The organism is Rhizobium sp. RAF36 (assembly GCF_052114105.1).
Classification (GTDB): Bacteria; Pseudomonadota; Alphaproteobacteria; order Rhizobiales; family Rhizobiaceae; genus Rhizobium.
In genome coordinates, this window is the sequence record NZ_JBFREC010000001.1 from 962,396 (window position 1) to 988,677 (window position 26,282).

Below are 26,282 nucleotides of genomic sequence, written 5' to 3' on the forward strand. Positions count from 1 at the left end.
GAGCGGACGCTTAACCCTATGGCGCTTTTATGGCGCCGCCGCCAATTTGGAGGATCAGAATGACGGATCAAAGCGCAACAATCAAAATCGGCGACAAATCCGCCAATCTTTCCGTAAAGAGCGGAACGATTGGGCCTGATGTCATCGATATCGGCGCACTCTACAAGAACACCGGTTCCTTCACGTACGATCCTGGTTTTACCTCGACCGCATCCTGTGAATCGAAGATCACCTACATCGATGGCGATGAAGGCGTTCTGCTGCACCGCGGCTATCCGATCGAGCAGTTGGCCGAGCACGGCGACTTCCTCGAAGTCTGCTATCTGCTGCTCTACGGCGAACTCCCGACCGCAGCGCAGAAGAAGGACTTCGATTACCGCGTCACGCACCACACCATGGTGCACGAGCAGATGAGCCGCTTCTTCACCGGCTTCCGCCGCGATGCTCACCCGATGGCCGTCATGTGCGGCTGTGTCGGCGCGCTTTCGGCCTTCTACCACGACTCGACCGATATCACCGATCCGCACCAGCGTATGGTCGCTTCGCTGCGCATGATCGCCAAGATGCCGACGCTGGCCGCCATGGCCTACAAGTATCACATCGGTCAGCCCTTCGTTTACCCGAAGAACGACTTGGACTACGCGTCGAACTTCCTGCGCATGTGCTTTGCCGTCCCTTGCGAAGAGTACACGGTCAATCCGGTTCTCTCGCGCGCCATGGACCGCATCTTCATCCTGCATGCCGACCACGAGCAGAACGCCTCGACCTCGACCGTTCGTCTCGCCGGCTCTTCGGGTGCAAACCCGTTCGCTTGCATCGCGGCCGGCATTGCCTGCCTCTGGGGCCCCGCTCACGGCGGCGCCAACGAAGCGGCCCTCAACATGCTCTCGGAAATCGGCTCGGTCGACCGCATCCCTGAATATGTTGCCCGCGCCAAGGACAAGAACGATCCGTTCCGCCTGATGGGCTTCGGTCACCGCGTGTACAAGAACTACGATCCGCGCGCCAAGATCATGCAGAAGACGACGCATGAAGTTCTCGGCGAACTCGGCATCAAGGACGATCCGCTTCTCGAAGTGGCGATGGAACTCGAGCGCATCGCGCTGACCGACGAGTATTTCATCGAGAAGAAGCTTTACCCGAACATCGACTTCTACTCGGGTATCACGCTGAAGGCTCTCGGATTCCCCACGACCATGTTCACGGTTCTCTTCGCTCTCGCCCGCACCGTCGGCTGGATCGCGCAGTGGAACGAAATGATCGAGGATCCGCAGCAGCGTATCGGCCGTCCGCGCCAGCTCTATATCGGCGAGGCCGAGCGTAACTACGTTCCGGTTTCCAAGCGCTAAGCGCCTATATCAGCGAAACAAAAAACCCGGTCATTTCTGACCGGGTTTTTTCTTGTCCAGAATCTCGAGAACGACCTCGGCCGCCTTTTGTCCCGGCGGCTTGTCCGTCTGCATGCGCTGCCAGACGAGATCGAAGCCCTCGATCATCGCGCGGCGCTGCAGCGTATCTGCCGACAGCCGCTCCATCCATCGCGACAGGCTGCCGCCGCGGACAACCTCGTTGATATATTCGGGCACGACCGCGTAGTCGGCGATCAGGTTCGGAATGGCAGCTGTCCAGGTCTTGATACGGCCCGTCAGCAGCTTCATGATCCAGTCGATCTTGTAGGCCGACACCGTCGGCACGCCGGCGAGCCCCAGCTCCAGGATCACCGTTCCGGACGCGGCCATCGCTGCATCGGCTTCGGCGAAAGCCCGCCACTTCGCCTCGCTGCCGACAAGGATCTCCGGCTTCACCGGCCAATCCTTGATCATCTCGCGCACCTGCGCCTCGCGTCTGGCGACGGTCGGCAGCATGAAGCGCATCTCGCCGTTGCGCGAGACGAGCTCATTCACTGCATCGCCGAAATGAGGCAAAAGACGGTTGATCTCCGAGGCCCGGGAGCCGGGGAGCAGCATGATCGACTTGACGGCAGACTGGGTAGAGTTTGCCCTTGCGCTGCGCGCGTTTCGTGTCGCGATGAGATCCTGATCTGCCGTCAGCCGGTGACCGACATAGGTCGTCGGCGGCCCGCCGAGTTCCTTCATCACGCCGGGCTCGAATGGCAGGACCGCCAGAACATGATCGACATATCCCAGCATGCGTTGTGCGCGGTATTCCTTCCACGCCCAGACACTCGGACAGACATAGTTGACGACAGGCAGATCCGGAAGAGCCGCGCATACGCGTTTGGCGACGCGATGGGTAAAGTCGGGACTGTCGATGATGACGAGAACATCAGGCTTGGCGGCGATGATTGCCGCCGTGGTCTGGCGGATCAGCCTGTAAAGCGTCGGCAGCTTGGCGAGCACCTGGCTGATGCCCATGATTGACAGTTCGGAATAGTCGAAAAGCGATTTCAGTCCCTGGGCTTCCAGCGCTTCACCGCCGACGCCGACAAGCTCGACGGGGCCGCTATGGATCTGCTTCAGCGCAGCGATCAGATCGCCGCCCAGCAGGTCGCCGGAGACTTCTCCGGCAATGATAGCGATTTTCAGACTGGTGCTCATGTCAGCCCCCATCCCGGCAAGCCGCGGTCGATGCCGCACACGAAAAGGCCAGCCTGATCCGCCGCAGCGATCATCTCATCTCTCTCCAGAACCAGTGCCCTGCCCGCCTCGACCGCAACACCCGCGAGACCGGCTTTCTGCGCATTGGCAATGGTCGACACGCCGATTGATGGCAGATCGGCGCGCAAATCCTGCTGCGGCTTGCAGAGCTTGACGAGCACACCATTGCGGCGCGCCGATATCCGCCCTGCACCGCGCAGCGACGCGACCCGCTCCAGCATGCCGTCGGTACCTTCAGGTCCCTCGAGCGCGACGACGCGTCCGCCCACACAGACGGCACCCTGCCCGACATCCAGCAATCCCAAGGCATTGGCGGCCTCGGCAGCCTTCAGCATGTCGGAGATATCATCCTTGCCCGGCGCCACCGCACCAAGAGAGCCGACAGAAGCCAGAAGATCGGGGGCAATCTCCTGGGCGCCGATCACGCGGCGGCCGTTATTTTCGATAAGCTTGATCACCATCTGCAGCACGGTGTCATCGCCGCCGGAGATCAATGTTCTGACGACCGACGGGATCTTGACGATGGACTTCCAGGTCGGGCGTATTTCCCGCCATTCCGGACGGCGGCGGACGCCACCGGACATCACGACGCGGCGGATGTCATGCTTGCTGAAGATCCCCTCGAGCGCGGAGACATCGCCGACGCCGATGACGGCATGGTCGTAGCCCTGCCAGGAACGGTCGACCTCGCCCTTCAACGAGATCACGAAGGGCTCATCGCCGGCGGCACGTGCAGCCTGGGCGACGTAAGCCGGCAAAAGGCCGTTTCCAGCGATGATCGCAAGACGGCCCTTTGCGGTGTCGCCGGAAACGGACACGCTCAGCCTTTCTGCCCCCGCGTCGGCGAAGACAGCGCCCGATCGCTCTCGGCGGCAATGAAATCGAGGATTTCGACAACCTGAGGGCAATCGGCGTATTCGGCGCGGATTGCGGCTGCGTTATCGCGAACCGAACCGGAACCTTCGAAAATCGCCTTGTAGGCGCGCCGTACGGTGTGAATGACAGCGCGATCAACGCCGGCACGCGTCATGCCGACGACGTTCAGGCCGCCGAGCAGCCCCGGATTGCCGTTCAGCATGCCGTAGGGAATGACGTCGTAGCTGACGGCGGAGAGGCCGCCGACAAAGGCCTGGCGGCCGACACGCGTGAACTGATGCACCGCCGAACCGCCGCCGAGAATGACGCGATCTTCGATCGTCACGTGACCTGCAAGCATGACGTTGTTCGACATGATGACATTGTTGCCAACGCGGCAATCGTGGGCAACATGCGAATTGGCGAGGAACAGATTGTTGTCGCCGACGATGGTCTTGCCGCCGAAATCGCTGGTGCCGGTATTGATCGTTACGCCTTCGCGCATCGTGCAATTTTCGCCGACGGTCAGCGTCGTCTCTTCACCGGCGTGATGGACGCTTTGCGGATCGCCGCCGATGACGGCCATCGGAAACACCCTCGAACCCTTGCCGAGGATGGTCCGGCCGGTGACGATGGCATGGGGATGAAGCTCGACATTGTCATGAAGCGTCACCTTCGGACCGACATAGGCGAAGGGACCGATGGTCACGTTCTCACCGACGACGGCGCCGTCTTCAACGACGGCCATCGGGTGAATGCGGGCGCTGGCAGCAACCGTGCTCATGCCTTGTCCTTGCGTAGGATCATTGCACCGATATCGGCTTCCGCGGCCAGGTTACCATCAACCTTGGCGTCGCAGTGGAACTTCCAGATATTACCGCGCTGCTTCAGCTTCTTGACGTGGAATTCAACACGATCGCCGGGGATGACAGGCTTGCGGAAGCGGGCATTGTCGATCGTCATGAAGTAGACGAGATTACCGCTCGTGCCGTCCTTGCGCGCACAGATCGCACCGGCCGTCTGAGCCATGCCCTCGACCAGAAGCACGCCTGGCATGATCGGCGAATCGGGAAAATGGCCGGTAAATTGCGGTTCGTTGGCCGTGACGTTCTTGATACCGATCGCGGAATCGTCACCGTCGATCTCGATGATCCTGTCGACCATCAAGAAGGGATAGCGATGCGGCAGCAGCTTCATGATCTCGATGATGTCTGCCGACGAAAGAGAAGCCTTTGCTTCTTCAGTCATTCTTGTCTCCCGTTTTGTTCGCCCGTGCCGCCGAACGTGCCATGATCTCGGCAGATTCGCGCAGGAAGTGCTTGATCGGCCTGGCCGGAATGCCACCATAACGCTCGCCGTCCGGAATGCTTTGTACCACACCGCTCTTGGCAGCGATCTGAACGCCGTTGCCAATGGTAATATGGCCGTTAATCCCGGTTTGACCACCGATCTGCACACCATCGCCGATCACGGCACTGCCGGCGATGCCAACTTGCGAAACAACCGCGCAGTGGCGGCCGATCTTCACGTTGTGGCCGATCTGCACCTGATTGTCGATCTTGGTACCCTCACCAATGACGGTGTCGTCCATCGTACCGCGGTCGATCGTCGAGTTAGCGCCGATCTCGACATTGTCCTGAATGATGACACGGCCGATCTGAACGATCTTGATCATGCCACGCGGACCCGGCGCATAGCCGAATCCATCCTGGCCGATACGTGCGCCATTGTGGATGATGACGTGATTGCCGAGAAAAGCACACAGCACGCTCGCGCCGCTGGCGATCGAACAATTGCGGCCGATCTTGACACCGGGGCCGATGATCGCGCCCGCTCCGATCCGGGTGCCCGAACCGATTTCCACACCGGCGCCGATGACAGCCAAAGGCTCGACGATGACGCCGGCTTCCAGCTTGGCGGTCGGATCGACCACGGCGCCAGTGCCGATGGCGCTGTCAACCGACATGGATGGCAATGGCTGCAGAGCCGACGGATGCAAATATCCGCCAGCCATCGCAAATGCTGCGTGAGGATTTTTTGAGACGAGGGCCGGTATATGCCCCGGGATTGCAGACAGCAAAGCCGGATCGCACAGAACAGCCGATGCCTCGCATGTTTCCAGCTCGGCCCGGCTCCTGCGCGAAATCACATAACAGATGTCACCAGCCTTGGCGCGGCTCACAGGAGCCACGGAATGGATAACGACGTCAGCCTTGGACGAATCGGGGAGTTCTGCCCCGAGATATTGAGCGAGCTCAGAGAGCTTCACCCCATCCCGAGGCTTAAAGAACGAATTTTGCTCCATCGGCAATGCTCCAGAACGGAATTCCAGTATGGTTCCGGACTGCCGATATCAGAATTGGTTGTTGATGCCAAACTTGAAGTACTGCGTCTTGTCGTAGTCCTTCTTGACGACCGGGATCGCATAGTCGACGCGAAGTGCACCGAAAGGCGACTGCCAGATCAGGCCGAGGCCGACGGAAGCGCGCAGAGCTGCGTTATCCCCATCGACGGTCGCACTGCCGACGTCCACATCATTACCGAAAAGCGTACCGGCGTCCGCGAAAACTGCACCACGCAGGCCGAAGTCACGCGGGAAGCCCGGCATCGGGAACGACGCTTCAGCAGACACAGTAAAGTACGTGGTGCCGCCGAGCGGATCGTCTGGCTGGGATCCCCCCATCCGCGGACCGATGCCCTTGTTTTCAAAGCCGCGAATATCGCTGTTGCCCAGAGTGAACTGGTCAAAGATATTCAGGTTCTTGTCGAAACCAACAACATAGCCAGCGCCTGCGGCGAGCGAACCGATGATGTCTGCATCGTCAGCAAGCAGATGGTAATAGCGGGCCTTGCCGTAAACCTTGTAGAACTGCGAGTCACCGCCGAGGCCAGCGATTTCGTTGGTCAAGGTTGCGTAGATACCTTCACGCGGCAACGTCATATCGTCGAGCGTGTTGTAGGTGAAAGTCTGCGAGATCGACGACTTGATCCAAGGACCGTTGTTGACCAGATCCTGATACGGCGTGGACAAATCGGTCAGATCGCTGCCGCTGGAGTCGTAGTCCATCCGCTTGAAGTTGTAACGGAAGGTCGACGCCAGGTCTTCGGTGATCGGCGCTGTTGCGCGCAGCACAAGACTGTCTTCGGTGTAGTCGTAGTTGTCGTTGCTCGAGGTTTCGCTGTGGTTCAGGTCGAAACCGGTCGCAAGACGATAGCCGAGGAAGTAGGGCTCGGTGAAGCTCAGGCCGTAGCTCTGAGAACCCTCGAGACCACCACCGGCCGAAACCTTGATGTACTGGCCACGGCCGAGGAAGTTCTTTTCTTCGATCGAGGCTTCGAGAATGAGGCCGTCGCCGCCCGCAGCGTAACCAGCGCCAATACCGAACGAACCGGTCGACTGATCCTGAACATCGACGACAACGACGACGCGGTCAGCGGCACTGCCCGGCTGCGTCGAGATATTGACCGACGAGAAGAAGCCAAGCGCTTCAAGGCGGCGCTTCGCCTTGGTGATCATCTGCTGATTGAAGGCGTCGCCTTCAGAGACGTCGAATTCGCGGCGGATGACGTAATCGCGCGTGCGGCTGTTACCGCGGATTTCGATGCGCTCGATATAGGCGCGCTCACCCTGGTCGACGAGATACTCGACGCCGATCGTGTTGTTGCCGAGATCGCGGTTGCCGCGCGGCGTTACACGGGCGAAGGGATAGCCAGCCGAAGCAACCTGGTCGGAGATCGCTTCCATCGACTGCTGTACGCTCTTGGCGCTGTAGACTTCGCCTTCATGCGTTTTGACGAGACCCTGCAGCTGTTCGCCGCTGACGCCATCGACCGTCGACTGGACCGTAACAGGACCAAAATTGTAGCGCGGACCTTCTTCGATGTTGAAGGTGAGCGTGTACTTGTTCGTGGTTTCGTCGAACTGAGCGTCGGACGAGACGACCTTGAAGTCGGCATAGCCACGGTTGAAGTAGAACTGACGCAGCGCCTCTTCGTCGGCGTGCAGCTTGTCTTCGTTGTAAACGTCCTTGCGCGTCAGGAACGACAGGAAGTTTGAACGCTTCGTCGAGATGACAGCAGCCAGGCGGCCGGCGCTGTAAGCGTTGTTGCCAACGAAGTTGATGGAATCGATCTTGGTGCGGTCACCCTCGTCGATGACGAAAGCAAGGTTCACGCGGCCTTCGCCGAGCGGAACGACCTGCGTCGTGACGTTGACTTCGCTACGGCCGGTGGCAGCATAAGCTTCCTTGATGGCGGCGATGTCAGCCTGGATCTGTGCATCATTGTATGGGCCGGAGGCGTGCGTGCCGACAACGGAGGCCAGCTTGTCGTCCTTGACCTTGCGGTTGCCGTTGAAGACGACCTGGTTGACGAGCTGGGCTTCCTGAACCTGCACGACGAGCGTGCCGCCGGAGACGGAAATCTTGACGTCGGAGAAATAGCCAGTGCCGTAGAGCTGCTTCACCGAGTCGTCGATGTCGGTGTTGGAGAAGCTCTTGCCTGGAGCGATGGTCAGGTTGGAACGCACAGCCTCAGCACCGACGCGGCTTGCCCCGCGTACATCGATGCGCTGAATGACTGCGGCTTCAGCCGCACCCGCAGAGATGATTGTAATGACACCTGCGCCGGAAGCCACAACACTTGCAGACAGCGCAACCGCCGATACTGCGTTCAAAAATCTTGAACCAGCCTTCATTTCACCCATTACCTTTTTTCTCGTCCCCGTCGCCGGGAGAACCCGATTCCGGCCACGTGTGTCGTTTTACCCGCTTTTGACATACAAGCAAGGTAGCAAGTTAATTTCTGTTTACTTCATTTCGAAGCGTGACCCATTCGCCACTACAGCTTTGAAACATCGTAAATAAACGGTAATTTTCCCTCACCGCACGCGCTATCCAATTAGCGCGCTTATGTCATTCCAGGTGGCAAAAACCATTAGCGAAAGCACCATAGCCAGGCCGATGCGAAATGCAATTTCCTGAGCCGAGGACCCCAAAGGTTTTCCCCTCACCGCTTCAATCGCATAGAACATCAGATGCCCGCCATCAAGTACCGGTACAGGCATCAGGTTAAGCAATCCAATAGAGACGGACAATACTGCTGCGAGTTGCAGCAAAGCAGCAACGCCGAGCGTCGCCATCTGACCGGAGGCCTGTGCAACGCGGATCGGGCCGCCCAGTTGGTCGGGCTTCATATATCCGGCAAAGAGATTGCCGATATATTTGAACGTGCCGGTAACGATATGCCAGGTCTGGATCGTACCCTCTTTCAGGGCTGCGACCGGCGTATAGGTCTGGACGCGGAAATGGCCGACTTCCTGATTGGTGACGATACCGATCAGGCCGATCTCGATCTTGTTGCCGAACTGGTCACTCATGTCGGTACGCTTCGGCACCATCGACAGGTCCAGCTTTTCGCCATTGCGCTCGATGCTGACGACGATCTTCTGCTCGGGACGGATGCTGACATAGCGGCGCACGTCATCAAAGGTCTCGACCTTGCCGCCGTCGATGGCGATCAGCAGGTCACCCGGCAATATACCAGCTTCAGCAGCCGCACTTTCGGGCTTGACCTCGGCAACGACCGGATCGGCGACCGAGCGGCCGTAGATCGAAAACAGTACGGTAAAGATGGCGATCGCGAGGATGAAATTGGCAATCGGACCCGCCGCCACGGTCGCGGCCCGTTTCCAGAGCTTGGCGCCTGCGAAAGACCGCGCCCTGTCCTCTTCGGACATGGCATTCAGAACGCTGGCATCCGGCTTGCTCGATGCATCCTCGTCGCCGAAGAACCGCACGTAACCACCGAGCGGAATGGCGGAGATCTTCCAGCGCGTGCCGTGGCGGTCGCTGAATCCGATGATCTCAGGGCCGAAGCCGACAGAAAAAGCCAGGATGCGGATGCCGCTCCAGCGGCCGACGAGATAGTGCCCCATCTCGTGCACGAAAACGAGCAGCGAGAGAACGAGGACGAAGGGGATGATATACCCCGTCAGGAAGCCGAATATTCCGGTCAAGCCTTCCATAGTTTCTTCCGCCGCCTTTCCGCGAATTCAAAGTCCGAACAACGCCGCGCCAAGCGGCGCTGCTGTGCCGCCTCTTGTCAATGAAAAACACGTCGCAAGCAAGAAAGCCGCAAAGCAGGCGAAAATCAGGCCATCGACACGGTCCATGACGCCGCCATGTCCCGGAATGAGACGGCTGGAATCCTTGACGCCGAAGCGGCGCTTGATGAAGGATTCGAAGAGATCTCCGGCCTGGCTGCAGACCGACAGGATGAACGCAACCGCAGCGGCGACCAGCCAATCGGCCTCAGGCACCAGGAAATAGGCAATCAAGCTGCCGGCGATCACAGCGGAAACCGCGCCGCCCATCGCACCTGACTGGGTCTTGCCGGGAGAAATCTTCGGTGCCAGCTTCGGCCCGCCGATTGCCCGGCCAACGAAATAGGCGAGGATATCGGTCGCCCATACCACGGCAAACAGGAAAAGCATGGCATGCAGGCCGCCGGTATCGACGCCACGGATCTCAGCCAGCGCAATGCCCGTCAGCCCGGCATAGACGACACCTGCCGGAAACCAGCGGCTAACGCCACGCAGCAGCGTGAAGCCGATGGCAACGATGAAAACCGCCAGGAGAAGTCCGAGGGCCCAATCGAAGCGGCCAAGGAGGATTGCGAGGGCGATCGCACCCTGCCCGGCCCAGCCTGCGGCATTGGCAACCGGCTGCTCGACGCTAAGGCGGGTGATCGTCGACCATTCATAGTAGATCAGCAGCCCGATCAGCGCCGACAGCGCCTGAAACGCCAAGCCACCGTACCAGGTCGCCGCAAGCACGATGATGGCAAGGATGATGCCCGAGATGATGCGAAGCTTCAGTTCCTGCTGCATCAAGTACCCACTGCCGCGGCTTGGGACGACAGTCCGCCGAAGCGGCGGTCGCGGGCGGCGTATTTCTCAAGCGCCGAATAGAACAGCTCGCGTCCGAAATCCGGCCAGTATTCCGGCACGAAAATCAGCTCGGAATAGGCGGCCTGCCAGAGCAGAAAATTGGACAGCCGCTCTTCGCCGCTGGTGCGGATGATCAGGTCCGGATCCGGAATGCCAGCCGTATCGAGCCGGGCGTTGATCAGCGCTGGCGTAATGTCCTGCGTCCGCAGACGGCCGGCCTCGACGTCCCTGGCAAGGCTGACCATGGCTCTCGCCATCTCGTCGCGCGAGCCGTAGTTGAAAGCGATGACCAGCGTCAGCGCGGTATTGTTGCTGGTCGTCTCTTCGGCTTCCAGCAGCAAATCGAGAATATCGCTGCGCAACGTGTGGCGGTCGCCGATGATGCGGATGCGGACATTCTCCGAGTGAAGCTCGGCGAGATCACGACGGATGAAGGCCTTGAGAAGGCCCATCAGGTCGGAAACCTCGGCCTCCGGCCGGCGCCAGTTTTCGGACGAAAATGCAAAAAGGGTCAGATACTTGATGCCAGCGTCACCGGCAGCGCGGACGGTCGCACGGACCGCCTCCACGCCCTTGCGGTGCCCCATGGCGCGCGGCAAGCCGCGTTGCTTGGCCCAACGGCCGTTGCCATCCATGATGATGGCAACATGTTCTGGCATGCTCACGAATGCTGGTTCCGACATTTCCCGTCCGGTCTCTTGGGGCGCAGGCGAAAGCCTAGACCTGCATGATTTCCTTTTCCTTCTCGGCAAGCAAGCGATCGATTTCGGAAATCGTCTCATCCGTCATCTTCTGCACACGATCGGATTGCGCCCGGCTTTCATCCTGGCCAATGACACCGTCCTTTTCGGCTTTCTTAAGGCCGTCCATGCCGTCGCGGCGAACATGGCGAATCGCCACCTTGCTCTTTTCGGCATAGTCGTGAGCAACCTTGACCAGCGACTTGCGGCGCTCTTCGTTGAGCTCAGGCAGCGGAATGCGGAGATTCTGGCCATCGACGATCGGGTTGAGACCGAGGTTCGATTCGCGGATCGCGCGATCGGTGGCGCCGACCATCGACTTGTCCCAGACGGAGACCGACAGCATGCGCGGCTCGGGAACGGTGATGTTGGCAACCTGGTTCAGGGGCATGCGCGAACCATAGGCTTCGACGGTGACCGGATCCAGAATATTGGCCGAGGCACGGCCGGTGCGCAGCGATGCGATATCGCTCTTGAATGAGGAAACTGCGCCATCCATGCGGCGCTTGATTTCCTTGATGTCGATGCCTTCGCTCATAGTCATGCTCCCGTCTCAGTCGGAATCGCGCCGTGTTTGCGGCGCCGTCTTTGTCAGTTGTCGGATACGATGGTCTTGAGACCACCGCCCGTCAAGATTTCAGCGAAACCGCCCTTCTCGTGGATCGAGAAGACGATAATCGGAATGGAATTTTCGCGGGCAAGCGCGACGGCAGCCACGTCCATCACCGCGAGGCCCTTGTCGAGCACTTCCTTGTGGGTCAGGCGGTCGAAGCGCGTCGCATCGGGAACCTTCTTCGGATCAGCCGAATAGATGCCGTCAACCTGCGTGCCCTTGAAGATCGCCTCTGCGCCCATTTCGGCGGCGCGCAGTGCTGCAGCCGAATCGGTGGTGAAGAAGGGATTGCCGGTACCGCCGGCGAAAATCACCACGCGGCCAAGCGACAGGTGATAGAGCGTCGCGCGCTGGGAGAAGCTTTCACAGATCTCCGGCATTGCGATAGCCGACAGCACCACGGTGTCGATATTCAGCTTGCGTAGCGAGGTTGCCAGCGCCAGCGCGTTGATGACGGTTGCGAGCATCCCCATGTGGTCGCCGGTCACCCGGTCGCCACCCTTGGAGGCTACGGCAACGCCACGGAAAATATTGCCGCCGCCGACAACGACGCCGACCTCAACGCCCATATGGCGGGCTTCCGCGATATCGGAAGCAATGCGGTCCGCGACCGCTACGTCGATGCCAAAACCCTGGCTGCCCATGAGGGCTTCGCCGGAAGCCTTGAGTAGAACGCGTTTGTAGACAGGCTCTCGCGACATCTTGGCTCCTCGTTTATCACCGCTGACTGCCGGATACACGAAGGGCATCGCGTTGTCACGCGATGCCCTTGCGTTTTCACATGTAAGAGAGGCTATCAGCCCTTGGCAACAGCAGCGACTTCGGCAGCGAAGTCGCTCTCTTCCTTTTCGACGCCTTCGCCGAGCAGGAGACGTGCCATGCCGACGACTTCGATCTTGGCGCCAGCTTCCTTTTCGGCAGCCTGGACAGCAGCACCGACCGTCAGGTCAGGGTTGATGACGAAAGCCTGCGAGAGAAGAGCGACTTCTTCGAAGAACTTGCGCATGCGGCCTTCGACCATCTTTTCGATGATCGCTTCCGGCTTGCCGGATTCGCGGGCCTGTTCGATGAAGACGTTGCGTTCGCGCTCGGCGACAGCGGCATCGACTTCTTCAGAGCGGATGGCGAGCGGGTTGGTCGCAGCGATGTGCATGGCAACCTGGCGGCCGATCGACGTCAGGACAGCCTTGTCGCCTTCCGACTTCAGCGCGACGAGAACGCCGAGCTTGCCGATGCCGTCGCCAGCAGCGTTGTGGATGTAGGTCGCGACAACGCCGTGCTCGACTTCGAGCTTGGCAGAGCGGCGCAGCGTCATGTTCTCGCCGATGGTGGCGATCGCGTCCTTGATGGTGTCGATAACCGGCTTGCCGGATGCCGGGTAGGTCGCAGCCGCGATGGCTTCAACCGTGCCGTCGGTCGCAAGCGCAACGCTGGCGATACCGCGAACGAGGTCCTGGAAGGCGTCGTTACGGGCAACGAAGTCGGTTTCCGAGTTGAGTTCGACGACGACAGCCTTGTGGCCAGCGCCGGCGATGGCGATCAGGCCTTCAGCAGCAGCGCGGCCAGCCTTCTTGTCGGCCTTGGAGATGCCCTTGGCGCGGAGCCAGTCGATCGATGCTTCGATGTCGCCGTTGTTTTCGAGCAGCGCCTTCTTGCAGTCCATCATGCCTGCGCCAGACTTTTCGCGCAGTTCCTTCACCAGTGCAGCCGTAATCTCGGTCATAAGCTTCCTCTTTGTCGGTTCAACGGTGGCCCGCGAAACGCGTGCGGCACCGGATTGAGGCACGAAATGTACCTGTATGTATGACAGCGTGATGAATGACGCGCCATAACGAAACATGTCAGGCAATGGCGGATGCCTTCGCCTGAAAAGGTCAAGGCCGCCGGAACTTCGCAAAGTCTCGCGCGGCCTTTTCCCAATTCAGTCAAGCAAAGCGGACCGTAAGATCCGCCGCTTGTTTATCAGGCCTGAGCCGTCTCATCGAGCGCAGGCTCGGCCGGAGCTTCGAAGGAAGCGCCGAGGTCACGGCCAGACGAGCTCTGCTGACGCGCAATGCCATCGAGGGCAGCGCGAGCAATCAGGTCGCAGTAGAGAGCGATGGCGCGCGACGCGTCGTCGTTACCCGGGATCGGGTAGTCGATGAGGTCCGGATCGCAGTTCGAGTCGATGATGGCGACGACCGGGATGCCGAGGCGCTTGGCTTCGTCGATCGCGATCTTTTCCTTGTTGGTGTCGATGATGAACATCAGGTCCGGCGTGCCGCCCATGTCCTTGATACCACCGAGGGCCTTGTCGAGCTTTTCGCGCTCGCGCTCAAGGTTCAGACGTTCCTTCTTGGTGAAGCCGGAGGCGTCGCTGGAAAGGATTTCGTCGAGCTTGCGCAGGCGCTGGATCGAGTTGGAGATCGTCTTCCAGTTGGTCATCATGCCGCCGAGCCAACGCGAGTTGACGTAGTACTGAGCGGAACGCTTGGCCGAGTCAGCGATGAGCTCGGAAGCCTGACGCTTGGTGCCAACGAACAGAACGCGGCCGCCACGAGCAACCGTGTCGCTGACGATCTGCAGAGCGCGCGACAGCATCGGAACGGTCTGAGCCAGGTCGATGATGTGGATGTTGTTACGATCGCCGAAAATGTACGGCTTCATCTTCGGGTTCCAGCGGTGCGTCTGGTGGCCGAAGTGGACGCCTGCTTCGAGGAGCTGGCGCATAGAGAAATCGGGCAATGCCATGCCTTGTTATCCTTTTCCGGTTGAACCTCCGCAAGGCGAACAGCATCCTCTTCGAGAATGCCACCGGGCGGAACAATCCGGATTTCTCCCGGACAATCCCATGCCTTACGTGTGGAATGCGGGTGCCCTTACAGTCGATTCACCTCGATTGCAAGGGTTTCTCTGAAAAAAACCGACGCCCGGCGATCTGAGCGCCGGGCCTTACCGGCATCAGTTGGGCTCTGCGGGGCACGGCCAATCTGTGGGAGCCTTCAGCCCCGAGGGCAGCTTCGTCGTCGCGTCGCCGCATGCGAGGTCGATCTGCGCCTGTTCCAGTCCGGTGGCAGTCGAAAGATCGACGCCTTCGATGCGCGTCAGATACATGAAGGCGCGGTCGAAACTGACCTTTCCGCCAAGCGTCGCGCCAACCAGATTGGCGCGCGACAGGTTTGCCAGCGCGAACTTGGATTCGTTGAGCGTCGCCTTGGCGAAGTTGGTGCGGCCAAGCTCGGCCTTCTCGAAGCTGGCGCCTGACAACTGTGCACCGGTGAAATCGGCACGCTGCAACTCGGCCGCGGCGAAGGATGCCTTCTGCGCCGATGCGCTCTGGAAGACGGAGCGATAGGCTTCGATCTTGTCGAATTTCGCACCGTCGGCCTTGGCATTCTCGAGCCAGGCGCGGATCAGGGTCGCCTTTTCGAAATTGGCTGATGTGAGGTTGGCGCCCTTGAGGCTCGTTTGCGACAGGTCGGCATCAGCCAGGTTGGCGCCTTCGAAGTCGCTCGATTCGAGCATAAGGTTCTTCTTGTTGCAATTGCTCCAATCAACGCCGGACGCTGGCGTCTCGCCGCAATCGGCAGCAAATGCCGGCATGGCTGCGCAGAAGGCTGCGAGCGCAATGACCGAAGAAGCAAGCATTTTCACTGGCATGCAGGTCATGCCATCCTCCCCCGGAAAAAGACCTGCCGCGTCGAAGCGGCTATTCAGCTACTTACAGGTCTCGGGCTTCTTGTCGAGCATTTCCAGCTTCGCGAGCTTGCCGGTCAGGACGAAATCACCGTAGTCCATGGTGAGATCGCGGGTAATGCCGTTCTCGTAGAGCTTGAACGACATCCGGTAGACAGGCAAGGCGTCCGTCTTGCTGTTCTCGTTAAAGTAGGAAATCGTCACCGGCCAGAAAGCCTGCTTGGCGAAGGCGCCAGCATTGCCGGCATCGGCCTCGTCGCCCGCCTTGGGGCTGATCTGCTTGCCGACGACGGTCGTCGTCGCCAGCGCCTTGTCGCCATCATCGGAACCGTCGAAGACGCGGGCCTCGAAGAAGCGTTTGCCAGACTTGGCGTTCTCGATCACGTCGAGCATGTGTTCCGTAGGGAAGCGGCTTTCCGCCAGCTGCAATTCCTTCGTCTGCGGGCTCGTCAGGTCGACGGTCACGCCATTCGGCTTGTCGCTGGCCGCGCCGTTGACTTCCTTGTCCAACTGGTCGTCGGTGAAGGACTTGGTCTCGAAGGTGAATTTGCGGTCCTTGATATTTTCGAAGGTCTTAGTCTGCTGGTCGCTGACCCGGGTGTTTTCACCCGTATCGATCTGCGTCACGAAACGGAAATTCGTGGTGAAGCCTTCGCAGTAGCTACCGTTGAATTCATAGACCATGCGGCCGGACATGCCGGCAATGCCTGAGCGTTCGGATGCGTCCTTGAGTTCGAGATCATAGATCGCGCGATGCGCCACGAGGCCTGACGCGATCGCAGCGCCCGCCGCGGGCGCGGCGGCTAGGGCCGGTGCGGAAACGCTTGCGATAAGCAGAGCGGCAAGACTCGATCGGAACATCCATTATCTCCTGTTGGACTCGGCCGCGATGTTATAAGAACGCTTTCGGCCAAATCGAGGCTGGAAGCTGTCATACGCAACATTCTAGTCTTGATGCATAATTTTTGAAGCATTGACAATGAAAGTGGAGGCGAAAATGTCCGACCAGATTGCCGCAAAACTCAAGGAAATGGGGATAACCCTGCCGCAAGCCGCTGCTCCGGCTGCCAATTATGTTCCCTATGTGATCAGCGGCGGCCTTCTCTACATTTCCGGCCAGCTCCCCATGGAAGGCGGCAAAGTCGCCGTCAGCGGCCATCTCGGCAAGAATGTCGACGTTGCCGCCGGTCAGCGCGCCGCTGAGCTTTGCGCCATCAACATCCTGGCGCAGGCCAGTGCCGCACTCGGCGGCGACCTCGGCCGCATCAAGCGCGTCATCAAGCTCAATGGCTTTGTCGCGTCGGCGCCTGAATTCGTTGAGCAGCACCTCGTCATCAACGGCGCCTCCAACCTGATCGCCAATGTTCTCGGCGACGCCGGCAAGCATGCCCGCGCTGCCGTCGGCATGGCCGCGCTGCCGTTCAACGCCGCCGTCGAAATCGATGCCATCATGGAAATCGCATAACATGACATCCGCCGCCTGGATCAAGGAACTGCCGGTCGCGCATCGCGGCTACCACGACACCAACAAGCTCGTCTGGGAAAACACGCTGACGGCGTTTTCGCGCGCCGTCGAGGCGGGCTTCGCCATCGAGTGCGATCTGCATTATGCCTCCGACGGCGTTCCAATCGTTTTCCACGACGAGAACCTTGAGCGCCTCTGCAACATGCCGGGCGATATCCGCGAGCGGACCTCCAAGGAGCTCGGCCTGCTCTCCGTCGGCGGCACCGCCGACAAGATCCCGACTCTGAAGCAGCTGCTCGATCTCGTTCAGGGCAAGGTTCCGCTGGTGCTCGAGCTCAAGGGCCGTGAAGCCGATGACGAGGGCTTTGCCGAGACCGTGCTCGAAGTGCTGGAAGGCTACCAGGGCAAGGTCGCGCTGATGAGCTTCGACCACTGGCTGCTGCGCGACCTGAAGGAACTGAAGGCACCCTACCCCGTCGGCCTGACGGCTGGCGGTAACAAGCCCGAGGAATTCGAGGTTCACGAGAAGGCGATGGCGCTCGGCCTCGACTTCATCTCCTATTTCTTCGCCGATCTGCCGAACCCGTTCATCTCGGGCCAGCGCGACAAGGGTATCCCCGTGATCACCTGGACCGTGCGCGACGAGAAGGCCCGCAAGCATACATTCGAAAATGCCGATCAAATGACTTTTGAAGGCTTTGATCCCCGCGCTTCGGTTTGATGCTCGCTTTTTGGACAAGATCATGCGCAGACTGGAAGGGAGCCACTTTCCTCCCCCAACGGCCTCGTCTTTTGCTCCATGACTGATGAACTATCGATCCGCGTCGAACGGTCCTTTACCGCGATTTCCCCGGAGAGCTGGTCACGGCTTTCCGGGACATCGAAGACGGCAAACACCGTCCCTTACAATCCGTTCCTGTCTCACGCTTTTCTCTCGTCGCTCGAAGAATCAGGCTCCGCAACGGCGGACACCGGATGGCTTGGCCATCACCTGCTTCTGGAGACAGACAAGGGCGAGCTGATCGGCGCCCTGCCCGGCTATCTCAAGAACCATAGCCAGGGCGAATATGTCTTCGACCACGGCTGGGCGGATGCTTTCGAGCGGGCGGGCGGGCGATACTATCCGAAGCTGCAATGCTCGATCCCGTTCACGCCGGCGACCGGTCCGCGGCTGCTCGTTGCCGAGGGTTTTGAGCGGCGTCCGGTTCAGAGCGTGATTGCCGAGAGCCTGAAGGAGGTCGTGCGTCAGCTCGGCGTTTCCTCGGCGCATGTGACCTTCGTGCCCGAGGACGAGATCTCGGTCTTCGAGACCGACGGCTATCTGCATCGCACCGACCAGCAGTTCCACTTCATCAATGATGACTATGCCGATCACGACGCCTTCCTGGAAACCCTGGCGTCACGCAAGCGCAAGGCGTTGAAGAAGGAACGGCGCGCAGCACTGGAAAGCGGCATCAGCATAGACTGGCTGACCGGCAGCGACCTGACCGAACGGATATGGGACCAGTTCTTTTCCTTCTACATGGATACCGGCAGCCGCAAGTGGGGCCGGCCCTATCTGACGCGCGAATTCTATTCGCTGATCGGCCAGCGGATGCCCGACGATATCCTGCTCGTCATGGCCAAGCGCGAGGGCCGCTATGTGGCGGGCGCCATCAACTTCATTGGCGGCGATACACTCTATGGCCGCCATTGGGGCTGTATCGAGGATCACCCCTACCTGCATTTCGAGGTCTGCTATCATCAGGCGATCGATTTTGCCCTCGCGAAAGGCCTGAAGCGTGTCGAGGCCGGAGCGCAGGGCGAGCACAAGCTCGCCAGAGGTTACCTGCCGGTGACAACGCATTCCGCCCACTATGTCGCCCATGCCGGTCTGCGACGGGCGATCGCCGATTATCTCAAGCGCGAGCGCGAGGATGTCGAGCATATGAACGAGATCCTCACCGACCACAGCCCGTTCCGCAAGGGAGAGCGGCAGCAGGAGGATTGACGCACTCGCCGTCACCGCGTTACCCGATTGCAAACACGAGGAGATTTCACCATGACCAGCGCCGCCTATGACGACAACAACATCTTCGCCAAGATCCTGCGCGGCGAAATCCCGTCGCACCGGGTCTATGAAGACGATCATACGGTGGCCTTCATGGATGTGATGCCGCAGGCGCCGGGCCACGTCCTCGTCGTTCCCAAGGCTCCGTCCCGCAACATTCTCGATGCCGATCCGGCAGCGCTGTCGCATTCGATCACCGTTGTTCAGAAGATCGCCAATGCGGTTAAGGATGCCTTCGATGCCGACGGCGTCTTCGTCTGCCAGTTCAACGACCCGGCCGCCGGACAGACCGTTTTCCACCTGCACTTCCACGTCATCCCGCGCCACGACGGCGTGGCGCTGAAGCCGCATTCCGGTACGATGGAAGACGGCGCGGTGCTGGCTGCGAATGCCGAGAAGATCAGAGCCGAACTCGCCTGAGCCGCAGCAGAACCTGGGAGACTAAGATGATCCGTCATACGGTGGCATTCCGCCTGAAGCATCCGGCCGGCTCGGCGGAGGAAAAGGCTTTCCTCACCGAAGCACTGACGCTTGCGGCCATTCCGAGCGTGCGCAATTTCGAGCAGCTGCGGCAGACCAGCGGCAAGAACGCCTTCACCTTCGGCTTCTCGATGGAATTCGAGAACCAGGCCGGCTACGACGCCTATAATATCCACCCGGTGCATACCGCTTTCGTGCGCGACCGCTGGGTTCCGGAGGTCGAGGACTTTCTGGAGATCGACTACACGCCGCTCTGAAGCCGCATCGGCAGACGCAAAAAAGGCCGCATCACTGCGGCCTTTTTCAATTCACCATGCGGTGACAATCAGCTCTTGCGCGGAACCTTCGGAACCGTGCTGCTCTTCTTCGTCGCCGCCTTCACTTCCGGCTCGGCTTGCGCCTTGGCCTTTTTGACCGTCGCCTTCTTCGGCTTGGTCTTCAGCTCGCCATCATCCTCGCCATCCGTGTCGGGATGGATGAGTTCGGCCTCGGGCTTCGGCTTGATCGGTGCCAGTTCCGAAACGGAATTGAGCACGATACCAGGCTTGCCGTCTTCCTTCAGACCGACGGTGACGGAAACCACGCCACCCTTCTTCAGCTTGCCGAAGAGGATTTCGTTCGCCAGCGGCTTCTTGATGACGTCCTGGATGACGCGAGCCAGCGGGCGGGCGCCCATCTTCTCGTCGTAACCCCGTTCCGCCAGCCAGGCGATCGCATCCTCGTGGAGGTCGAAGGTCACGTTGCGTTCGGAAAGCTGTGCTTCCAGCTGCATGATGAACTTCTGGACGACCTTGTGGATGACAGCAGTCGGCAGCGATGCGAACGGAATGATCGCATCCAGACGGTTGCGGAACTCCGGTGTGAAGAGGCGGTTCAGCGCTTCCTCGTCTTCGCCCGACCGCTTGGACGAACCGAAGCCGAAGGCAGCCTTGGCCATCTCCGATGCGCCCGCATTGGTCGTCATGATCAGGATGACGTTGCGGAAGTCGATCTTCTTGCCATTGTGGTCGGTCAGCGTACCGTGGTCCATGACCTGCAACAGGATGTTGTAGATATCAGGATGCGCCTTCTCGATCTCGTCGAGAAGAACGACGCAATGCGGATGCTGATCGACGCCGTCGGTCAGAAGACCGCCCTGGTCGAAGCCGACATAGCCGGGAGGTGCACCGAGCAGACGCGAGACGGTGTGCCGCTCCATGTATTCCGACATGTCGAAGCGCAGCATCTCGACGCCGAGCGACGAGGCAAGCTGCTTGGCGACCTCGGTCTTGCCGACGCCTGTCGGGCCGGAAAAGACGTAGGAGCCGATCGGCTTGTTCGGTTCGCGCAGGCCGGCACGCGCCAGCTTGATCGCGGTCGACAGGGCTTCGATCGCCGTATCCTGGCCATAGACCACCGAGCGCAATTCCTGCTCGAGATTGGCAAGAACGGCTTCGTCATCCTTCGATACCGTCTTCGGCGGGATGCGGGCCATCGTCGCGATCGTCGCTTCGATCTCCTTTTCGGTGATCAGCTTGCGGCGGCGCGAGGGCGGCAGCAGCATCTGCGCTGCACCCGTCTCGTCGATGACGTCGATCGCCTTGTCCGGCAGCTTGCGGTCCGAGATGTAACGGGCCGACAGCTCGACAGCCGACTTGATGGCGTCGTTCGAATAGCGCAGGTGGTGGTATTCTTCGAAATAGGGCTTCAGGCCCTTCATGATTTCGATCGCATCGTCGATCGACGGCTCATTGACGTCGATCTTCTGGAAGCGGCGGACCAGAGCCCGGTCCTTTTCGAAGAACTGGCGATATTCCTTGTAGGTGGTCGAACCGATGCAACGGATCGCACCGGACGACAGAGCAGGCTTCAGCAGGTTCGACGCATCCATGGCGCCGCCCGAAGTGGCGCCCGCACCGATCACGGTGTGGATTTCGTCGATGAACAGCACGGCGCCCGGATATTCCTCGAGCTCCTTGACGACCTGCTTCAGACGCTCTTCGAAGTCACCACGATAGCGCGTGCCGGCGAGCAGCGTGCCCATATCGAGCGAGAAGATCGTCGCGTCAGCCAGCGCTTCCGGCACCTTGCCTTCGACGATGCGCTTGGCAAGACCTTCGGCAATCGCCGTCTTGCCGACGCCCGGGTCGCCCACGTAGAGCGGATTGTTCTTCGAACGGCGGCACAGGACCTGGATCGTGCGGCTGACTTCGGCATGACGGCCGATCAGTGGATCGATCTTTCCGGTCTTGGCCTTCTCGTTGAGATTGACGCAATAGGCCTTCAGCGCATCCTGCTGCTTCTTGCCTGCGGTATCGTCTTCGGCGCCGCCGCGCGATGCGCTCGGTTTGCTCTCGGATTCATCCTCGGCACCGCGCGGGGTGCGGCTTTCCGACGAGCCCGGCCGTTTGCCGATGCCGTGCGAGATGTAGTTGACCGCGTCGTAGCGGGTCATTTCCTGCTCCTGCAGGAAATAGGCGGCATGGCTTTCGCGTTCGGCAAAGATCGCGACGAGGACGTTTGCCCCCGTCACTTCTTCGCGGCCCGACGACTGCACATGGATCACGGCACGCTGGATGACGCGCTGGAAGCCGGATGTCGGCTTGGAGTCCTCGTCATAGCCGGTGACCAGATTGGAAAGTTCGTTGTCGATATACTCGATCAGCGTCTTGCGGAGCGCGTCGAGATCAACGTTGCAGGCACCCATGACCGCGGCCGCATCGGAGTCGTCGACAAGGGCGAGCAGCAGATGCTCGAGCGTCGCATATTCGTGATGCCGCTCGTTGGCAAAGGTCAGTGCCTGATGGAGCGCCTTTTCTAAGCTAGGCGAAAATGTTGGCACGTTGTGATCCTCACTTCTTTTCCATGACGCATTGCAGCGGATGCTGATGCTGCCGGGCAAAGTCCATCACCTGGCTCACCTTCGTTTCCGCTACCTCGTATGTGAATATCCCGCACTCGCCGACGCCGTGGTTATGGACATGGAGCATGATGCGGGTGGCACTTTCGCGATCTTTCTGGAAAAACCGCTCCAGGATGTGGATGACGAATTCCATGGGAGTGTAGTCGTCATTCAGGATGAGCACGCGGTAGAGATTAGGCTTCTTGGTCTTCGGCTTCGTACGTGTAATGACCGAGGTTCCGCGATTTCCGTTGTCCCCGTTCCTTTCGCCATCGTTTTGCATCCGGATCGGCTTTGCGATCATTTTCATTCATTCCTCGATCAGTCCGATGGTGCATGGGAGGATGCTTTACCCACCGAATATCTGAAACACTAACTTAGTTCATAATGCTGCGATTTTAAGCCCCTTGTTCCCGACTGCAATCACAATTCCGCAGGACTTGACGCAAACGCCAAAAAAGTCCCGGACTATTTCTTGAACAGAGCAGAAAACAAAAAAGACCGGCCGCAAGTGCGTAGCCGGTCTTCATTTTTCAAGGGGTGCGCCACAAGGCGCATGGAATCAGGCAGCGGCGGGCGTCGCCTGTGCGGCCGCTTTCGCAGCCTTCACGACCGGTGCCGGAACCTGCGCCTCGTAGGACTTGTAGGCGCCCTTGGCGAGGTCGGAATACATGTCGCCCATCTTGGTGGCTTCGGCGACGAAGCTTTCATAGGACGATTTCACGAAACTGCTCTGCAGGTCGAAGGCAGCCTCGATGCTGCGAACGCCCGAAAGCGCTTCGAAATGCCTGACGGTGTCTTCAAACGATTTCTTGGAATATTCCACGGCTTCGGTGGCAATTGCCTGGAAGCCCTTGGCGCTATCCGAATAGCTCTTGAGCATCGTGTCCATGGCTTCCTTGCTCTTGCGGCTCGTATCGTCAAAGTTGAACATGCGCATCCTCCTCTTCGGCTCTGCAGCAAAAATGGTAGCCGCAAACCATCAGGAGTCAAGAGATTTTGTGCGATGCAAAACTACTCATGCGTGCATTCACGATGCCGCATGTTTTCCGGAAAAAGATGAACGTACGTCGGTCGTTGATTTTGCAGACATATATCAGCCAGACGCAACCAGAGGCTTCGCCGGTAGCCAGCGAAGCCTCGAAACACATTGCTTTTACCGGCTCAATCTAGCAGATCGGCGGGCACCTTGCCGCCGTTCTCGGAGAGCTTCTTCATCAGCGCCTTGTGCAGGAACATGTTCATCTTGGCGGAGTCGCCTGTGTCACCTGAGTAGCCGAGCTCGGCTGCCAGTTCCTTGCGCTCGGCAAGGCTTGCATCCATGCCGACGGCCTTCATGAGATCGACGATCGAGCGGCGCCAGTCGAGTTTCTGGCCGCTTTTTTTCACGGCAGCATCGAGGATCGGAACGATATCGACGGCGGCCGATGCAGCCTTTGGCGCAGTGGAAGCCGCAGGTGCCGGTGCCGCAGCGGCAGGCGCAGGCGCAGGCGCAGCTGATGGCGGGGCCGGAGTTGCGGCCGGTTCAACCTTCGGCGCGGCTGCCGCCGTAACGGGAGCCGCTTTCGCCTCCCCGAAAATAGCGTGCTTGATCTTGTCGAAAATTCCCATGTCCCAGGCCTCCATGATGATTGATCGCATTCGCAATCACTAAAATGGAGCAGAGAGCGGCGCGATCCAGCGTTGAGGACCGATTGCGTGCCATAAAACGCAAACGGGCCGCAAAAGCGGCCCGTCACGCAATGTCAATCGGCGCCGGATCAGAGATCGACGTCGAGGATCGCCATCGAGAAGTTATAGGAGCGGTCACCGTCCTCGTCGTCGATATAGACGACACCCAGGAACTCCTCGCCGAGGTAAACTTCAGCCGAGTCGTTCTTGCGCGGGCGCGCCTTGACGACGATCTCCGGATTGAGCGTTTTCTTGAAGTAGGCGTCGAGCTTCTTGAGTTCTTCGGGCTTCACACTTGATCTCCTAGCGGTCTCTGGTGGCCGCTTCTTGCACACGAAAAGTGGCGCTGTAAAGGTTGAGACAGGCCAACGTGCCCGGCTTTCCCCTTGCGATTTTCACCAGCTTTTTTTCAGCCTCTGCGAATATGACCGGCTCAGATATCCGCGCCGATCACCTGGTCCATGACGCGGGACGGCTCCGAACACCCTGCGGTGCCGACGACCTTCGCCGGCACGCCTGCGACGGTCGTCTTCGGCGGAACGGCCTTCAAGACCACCGAGCCTGCCGCAACGCGCGAGCAGTAGCCGATCTCGATATTGCCGAGAATCTTCGCCCCGGCTCCGATCAGCACGCCGCTGCCGATCTTCGGATGGCGGTCTGCGCCTTCCTTGCCGGTACCGCCGAGCGTCACGCCATGCAGGATCGAGACGTTGTCGCCGATCACCGCCGTCTCGCCAACGACGAGACCGGTTGCGTGGTCGAGGAAGATGCCTCTGCCGATCCGGGCCGCCGGATTTATATCCGTCTGGAAGACGCTTGACGAACGGCTCTGCAGATAGAGCGCCAGATCGCGGCGTCCACGGTTGAGCAGCCAATGCGCCAGACGATGCGTCTGCAGGGCATGGTAGCCCTTGAAATAGAGCACGGCTTCCATGAAGCGGAGGCATGCGGGATCGCGGTCATAGATCGCCTGGATGTCGACGCGCAGGATGTCGCTCCATTCCGGCCAGTCCGACAGCATTTCATCGAAGGCCTGGCGCAGCAGCGTCGCCTGCATGTCCGGGTGGTCGAGGCGTTCACAGATACGGTGGATGACGCATTCTTCCAGCGAGCGGTGATTGATCACCGTCGAATAAAGGAAAGCCGCCAGTACCGGATCCTTCTCGGCAGCAATGCGCGCTTCTTCGCGCAGGCTGTCCCAGATCGGATCCATCACCTTGAGCGGGCTTGCAGCTTCAAGAGGACGAATGTCTGTCTTCGCGACCATTACCGGTCTCCTCATTTCCCGTGGGAACGTCAGTGTATAGAGCAAAACGGCTGTAACATAAATGGGTCGGGCCGCCAGCGCCTTCTAGAATGATTTTTCCGTGAATATCTGCTCAACAGCGGCATGTCACCGTCAGGCGACTTTCTCGTAAAACTCCAGAACCGCTTTCTTGAAAACCCTGTCGCCGACAGCCAGCATATGGTCGCGGCCCGGGATATCGAGCGCTTCGGCATTCGGCATCAGGGCGGCAAGTTCCTGAGGCGAACCCGCAATGTCGTCCTTCGTTCCGACGCCAATCAGCGTTGGCGCTTCGATCTTGCCCATGTCGGAGCGGGCAACGAGATCGCGGGATCCGCGAATGCACATGGCCAGCGCCTCGCGGTCGCTCTTCGTCTGCTCTGCAAAGGCGCGGAACATCCGGCCGCGGTCGTGGGTCACGGTGTCGAGCGACGGCGCCAGCAGCGCGTCGGCGATCGGATCCCAGTCGCCGACGCCATCGGTGATGCCGATGCCGAGGCCGCCAAGCACCAGCGAGCAGACGCGGTGCGGATTGGCCAGCGCCGCAAAGACCGAAATGCGCGCGCCCATCGAATAGCCCATGACGTTTGCTTCGGGGATGCCGAGATGATCGAGAAGCGCCATCGCGTCCGCCGCCATGATCCACGGGCGGTAGGCTTCGGCATCATGCGGCTTGTCGCTGGCGCCGTGGCCGCGGTTGTCCATGGCAATGACGCGGTAACCGGCGTCGCCCAGCGTCTTCAGCCAGCCCGGGTGCACCCAGTTGACGCTCGCCGTCGAGGCAAAGCCGTGAATGAGCAGGACCGGCGGGCCATTCGGGTCGCCTTCGTCGAAATAGGCGAGTTTCAGGCCGTCATGCGTGAAGCTGGAGAATGCAGGCGTATTCAAATTCATAAAGGCGGGCCCCGGTTTGCGCCGGACCATATTTTATCGCTGCCGCGAGGTGAACCCCGGCGGGCAAAAAACCATGCCGCTTGCGGCGCTTTGGCTCTACACATTT

At 59.9% G+C, this 26,282-nt stretch carries 28 protein-coding genes; 6 read left to right on the forward strand and 22 right to left on the reverse strand.

Going from position 1 to position 26,282, the window contains the following annotated elements:
• The first annotated feature begins 59 nt into the window (after positions 1–59).
• Positions 60–1,349, forward strand: a complete 1,290-nt coding sequence (gene gltA / locus AB4Z25_RS04800; protein WP_112388116.1) for a citrate synthase — start codon at positions 60–62, stop codon at positions 1,347–1,349.
• Positions 1,350–1,379: 30 nt separating this feature from the next.
• Here gltA and lpxB read toward each other — a convergent pair whose 3' ends face one another.
• From lpxB to AB4Z25_RS04875, 15 genes are all read right to left on the reverse strand, one after another.
• The gene (lpxB, locus tag AB4Z25_RS04805) at positions 1,380–2,558 is read right to left on the reverse strand and encodes a lipid-A-disaccharide synthase (protein WP_112539543.1); all 1,179 of its coding nucleotides are present in this window, start codon (positions 2,556–2,558) and stop codon (positions 1,380–1,382) included.
• Positions 2,555–3,436, reverse strand: a complete 882-nt coding sequence (locus tag AB4Z25_RS04810) for an LpxI family protein (RefSeq protein ID WP_112539545.1) — start codon at positions 3,434–3,436, stop codon at positions 2,555–2,557. The genes lpxB and AB4Z25_RS04810 overlap by 4 nt, the downstream gene beginning before the upstream one ends.
• 2 nt (positions 3,437–3,438) lie before the next feature.
• Complete coding sequence (gene lpxA / locus AB4Z25_RS04815) at positions 3,439–4,257, reverse strand: acyl-ACP--UDP-N-acetylglucosamine O-acyltransferase (RefSeq protein WP_112444974.1); 819 nt, start codon at positions 4,255–4,257, stop codon at positions 3,439–3,441.
• Entirely contained in the window at positions 4,254–4,721 is a 468-nt protein-coding gene (gene fabZ / locus AB4Z25_RS04820; RefSeq protein ID WP_112388112.1) for a 3-hydroxyacyl-ACP dehydratase FabZ, read from the reverse strand. Before fabZ ends, lpxA begins: the two co-directional genes overlap by 4 nt.
• Positions 4,714–5,778: a UDP-3-O-(3-hydroxymyristoyl)glucosamine N-acyltransferase gene (gene lpxD / locus AB4Z25_RS04825; RefSeq protein ID WP_112539547.1), complete on the reverse strand. Its 1,065-nt coding sequence runs from the start codon at positions 5,776–5,778 to the stop codon at positions 4,714–4,716. The genes fabZ and lpxD overlap by 8 nt, the downstream gene beginning before the upstream one ends.
• A gap of 48 nt (positions 5,779–5,826) precedes the next feature.
• Complete coding sequence (bamA, locus tag AB4Z25_RS04830; protein ID WP_112539799.1) at positions 5,827–8,169, reverse strand: outer membrane protein assembly factor BamA; 2,343 nt, start codon at positions 8,167–8,169, stop codon at positions 5,827–5,829.
• A gap of 195 nt (positions 8,170–8,364) precedes the next feature.
• Positions 8,365–9,498: an RIP metalloprotease RseP gene (gene rseP / locus AB4Z25_RS04835; protein WP_112539549.1), complete on the reverse strand. Its 1,134-nt coding sequence runs from the start codon at positions 9,496–9,498 to the stop codon at positions 8,365–8,367.
• Between the two features lie 27 nt (positions 9,499–9,525).
• The gene (locus tag AB4Z25_RS04840; protein ID WP_112539551.1) at positions 9,526–10,362 is read right to left on the reverse strand and encodes a phosphatidate cytidylyltransferase; all 837 of its coding nucleotides are present in this window, start codon (positions 10,360–10,362) and stop codon (positions 9,526–9,528) included.
• A complete protein-coding gene (locus AB4Z25_RS04845; RefSeq protein WP_112539553.1) occupies positions 10,362–11,105 on the reverse strand; it encodes an isoprenyl transferase in 744 nt (247 codons plus the stop codon). Before AB4Z25_RS04845 ends, AB4Z25_RS04840 begins: the two co-directional genes overlap by 1 nt.
• 34 nt (positions 11,106–11,139) lie before the next feature.
• Positions 11,140–11,700 carry a ribosome recycling factor gene (gene frr / locus AB4Z25_RS04850; RefSeq protein WP_112388107.1) on the reverse strand — a complete coding sequence of 187 codons (561 nt, stop codon included), beginning with the start codon at positions 11,698–11,700 and terminating at the stop codon, positions 11,140–11,142.
• A gap of 53 nt (positions 11,701–11,753) precedes the next feature.
• Entirely contained in the window at positions 11,754–12,476 is a 723-nt protein-coding gene (gene pyrH / locus AB4Z25_RS04855) for a UMP kinase (protein ID WP_112388174.1), read from the reverse strand.
• Positions 12,477–12,571: 95 nt separating this feature from the next.
• Positions 12,572–13,498, reverse strand: a complete 927-nt coding sequence (tsf, locus tag AB4Z25_RS04860; protein ID WP_112388106.1) for a translation elongation factor Ts — start codon at positions 13,496–13,498, stop codon at positions 12,572–12,574.
• Between the two features lie 239 nt (positions 13,499–13,737).
• Positions 13,738–14,505, reverse strand: a complete 768-nt coding sequence (gene rpsB / locus AB4Z25_RS04865; RefSeq protein WP_112388105.1) for a 30S ribosomal protein S2 — start codon at positions 14,503–14,505, stop codon at positions 13,738–13,740.
• A 210-nt stretch (positions 14,506–14,715) separates the two neighbouring features.
• Positions 14,716–15,423, reverse strand: coding sequence for a pentapeptide repeat-containing protein (locus AB4Z25_RS04870; protein ID WP_442207881.1), 708 nt, complete (start codon positions 15,421–15,423; stop codon positions 14,716–14,718).
• 48 nt (positions 15,424–15,471) lie between these two features.
• Positions 15,472–16,311, reverse strand: coding sequence for a cell envelope integrity EipB family protein (locus AB4Z25_RS04875; RefSeq protein WP_112388104.1), 840 nt, complete (start codon positions 16,309–16,311; stop codon positions 15,472–15,474).
• 136 nt (positions 16,312–16,447) lie between these two features.
• Between AB4Z25_RS04875 and AB4Z25_RS04880 the strand changes: the two genes are divergently transcribed.
• The 5 genes from AB4Z25_RS04880 to AB4Z25_RS04900 all read left to right on the forward strand — a co-directional run bounded on the left by AB4Z25_RS04880 (position 16,448) and on the right by AB4Z25_RS04900 (position 19,702).
• Positions 16,448–16,915: a RidA family protein gene (locus tag AB4Z25_RS04880; RefSeq protein WP_112539555.1), complete on the forward strand. Its 468-nt coding sequence runs from the start codon at positions 16,448–16,450 to the stop codon at positions 16,913–16,915.
• 1 nt (position 16,916) lies between these two features.
• Positions 16,917–17,636 carry a glycerophosphodiester phosphodiesterase gene (locus AB4Z25_RS04885; protein WP_112539557.1) on the forward strand — a complete coding sequence of 240 codons (720 nt, stop codon included), beginning with the start codon at positions 16,917–16,919 and terminating at the stop codon, positions 17,634–17,636.
• A 78-nt stretch (positions 17,637–17,714) separates the two neighbouring features.
• Positions 17,715–18,905: a GNAT family N-acetyltransferase gene (locus tag AB4Z25_RS04890; protein ID WP_112539559.1), complete on the forward strand. Its 1,191-nt coding sequence runs from the start codon at positions 17,715–17,717 to the stop codon at positions 18,903–18,905.
• Positions 18,906–18,956: 51 nt separating this feature from the next.
• The gene (locus AB4Z25_RS04895) at positions 18,957–19,385 is read left to right on the forward strand and encodes an HIT family protein (protein ID WP_112539561.1); all 429 of its coding nucleotides are present in this window, start codon (positions 18,957–18,959) and stop codon (positions 19,383–19,385) included.
• A 26-nt stretch (positions 19,386–19,411) separates the two neighbouring features.
• A complete protein-coding gene (locus tag AB4Z25_RS04900) occupies positions 19,412–19,702 on the forward strand; it encodes a Dabb family protein (protein ID WP_112539563.1) in 291 nt (96 codons plus the stop codon).
• A 68-nt stretch (positions 19,703–19,770) separates the two neighbouring features.
• Here the strand turns inward: AB4Z25_RS04900 and clpA are convergent, their stop codons facing one another.
• The 7 genes from clpA to AB4Z25_RS04935 form a co-directional block, all read right to left on the reverse strand.
• Complete coding sequence (gene clpA, locus AB4Z25_RS04905) at positions 19,771–22,266, reverse strand: ATP-dependent Clp protease ATP-binding subunit ClpA (RefSeq protein ID WP_112539565.1); 2,496 nt, start codon at positions 22,264–22,266, stop codon at positions 19,771–19,773.
• Between the two features lie 10 nt (positions 22,267–22,276).
• Entirely contained in the window at positions 22,277–22,630 is a 354-nt protein-coding gene (clpS, locus tag AB4Z25_RS04910) for an ATP-dependent Clp protease adapter ClpS (protein ID WP_112388172.1), read from the reverse strand.
• A gap of 258 nt (positions 22,631–22,888) precedes the next feature.
• On the reverse strand, positions 22,889–23,260 hold the full coding sequence (locus AB4Z25_RS04915; RefSeq protein ID WP_112388097.1) for a phasin family protein: 372 nt from the start codon (positions 23,258–23,260) through the stop codon (positions 22,889–22,891).
• Between the two features lie 230 nt (positions 23,261–23,490).
• Positions 23,491–23,937: a DUF3597 domain-containing protein gene (locus tag AB4Z25_RS04920; RefSeq protein WP_112539803.1), complete on the reverse strand. Its 447-nt coding sequence runs from the start codon at positions 23,935–23,937 to the stop codon at positions 23,491–23,493.
• Positions 23,938–24,086: 149 nt separating this feature from the next.
• On the reverse strand, positions 24,087–24,290 hold the full coding sequence (locus tag AB4Z25_RS04925; protein WP_112388095.1) for a DUF3126 family protein: 204 nt from the start codon (positions 24,288–24,290) through the stop codon (positions 24,087–24,089).
• Between the two features lie 140 nt (positions 24,291–24,430).
• Entirely contained in the window at positions 24,431–25,264 is an 834-nt protein-coding gene (gene cysE, locus AB4Z25_RS04930) for a serine O-acetyltransferase (protein WP_112388094.1), read from the reverse strand.
• Positions 25,265–25,396: 132 nt separating this feature from the next.
• On the reverse strand, positions 25,397–26,176 hold the full coding sequence (locus tag AB4Z25_RS04935) for an alpha/beta hydrolase (protein WP_112539567.1): 780 nt from the start codon (positions 26,174–26,176) through the stop codon (positions 25,397–25,399).
• Between the last annotated feature and the right edge of the window lie 106 nt (positions 26,177–26,282).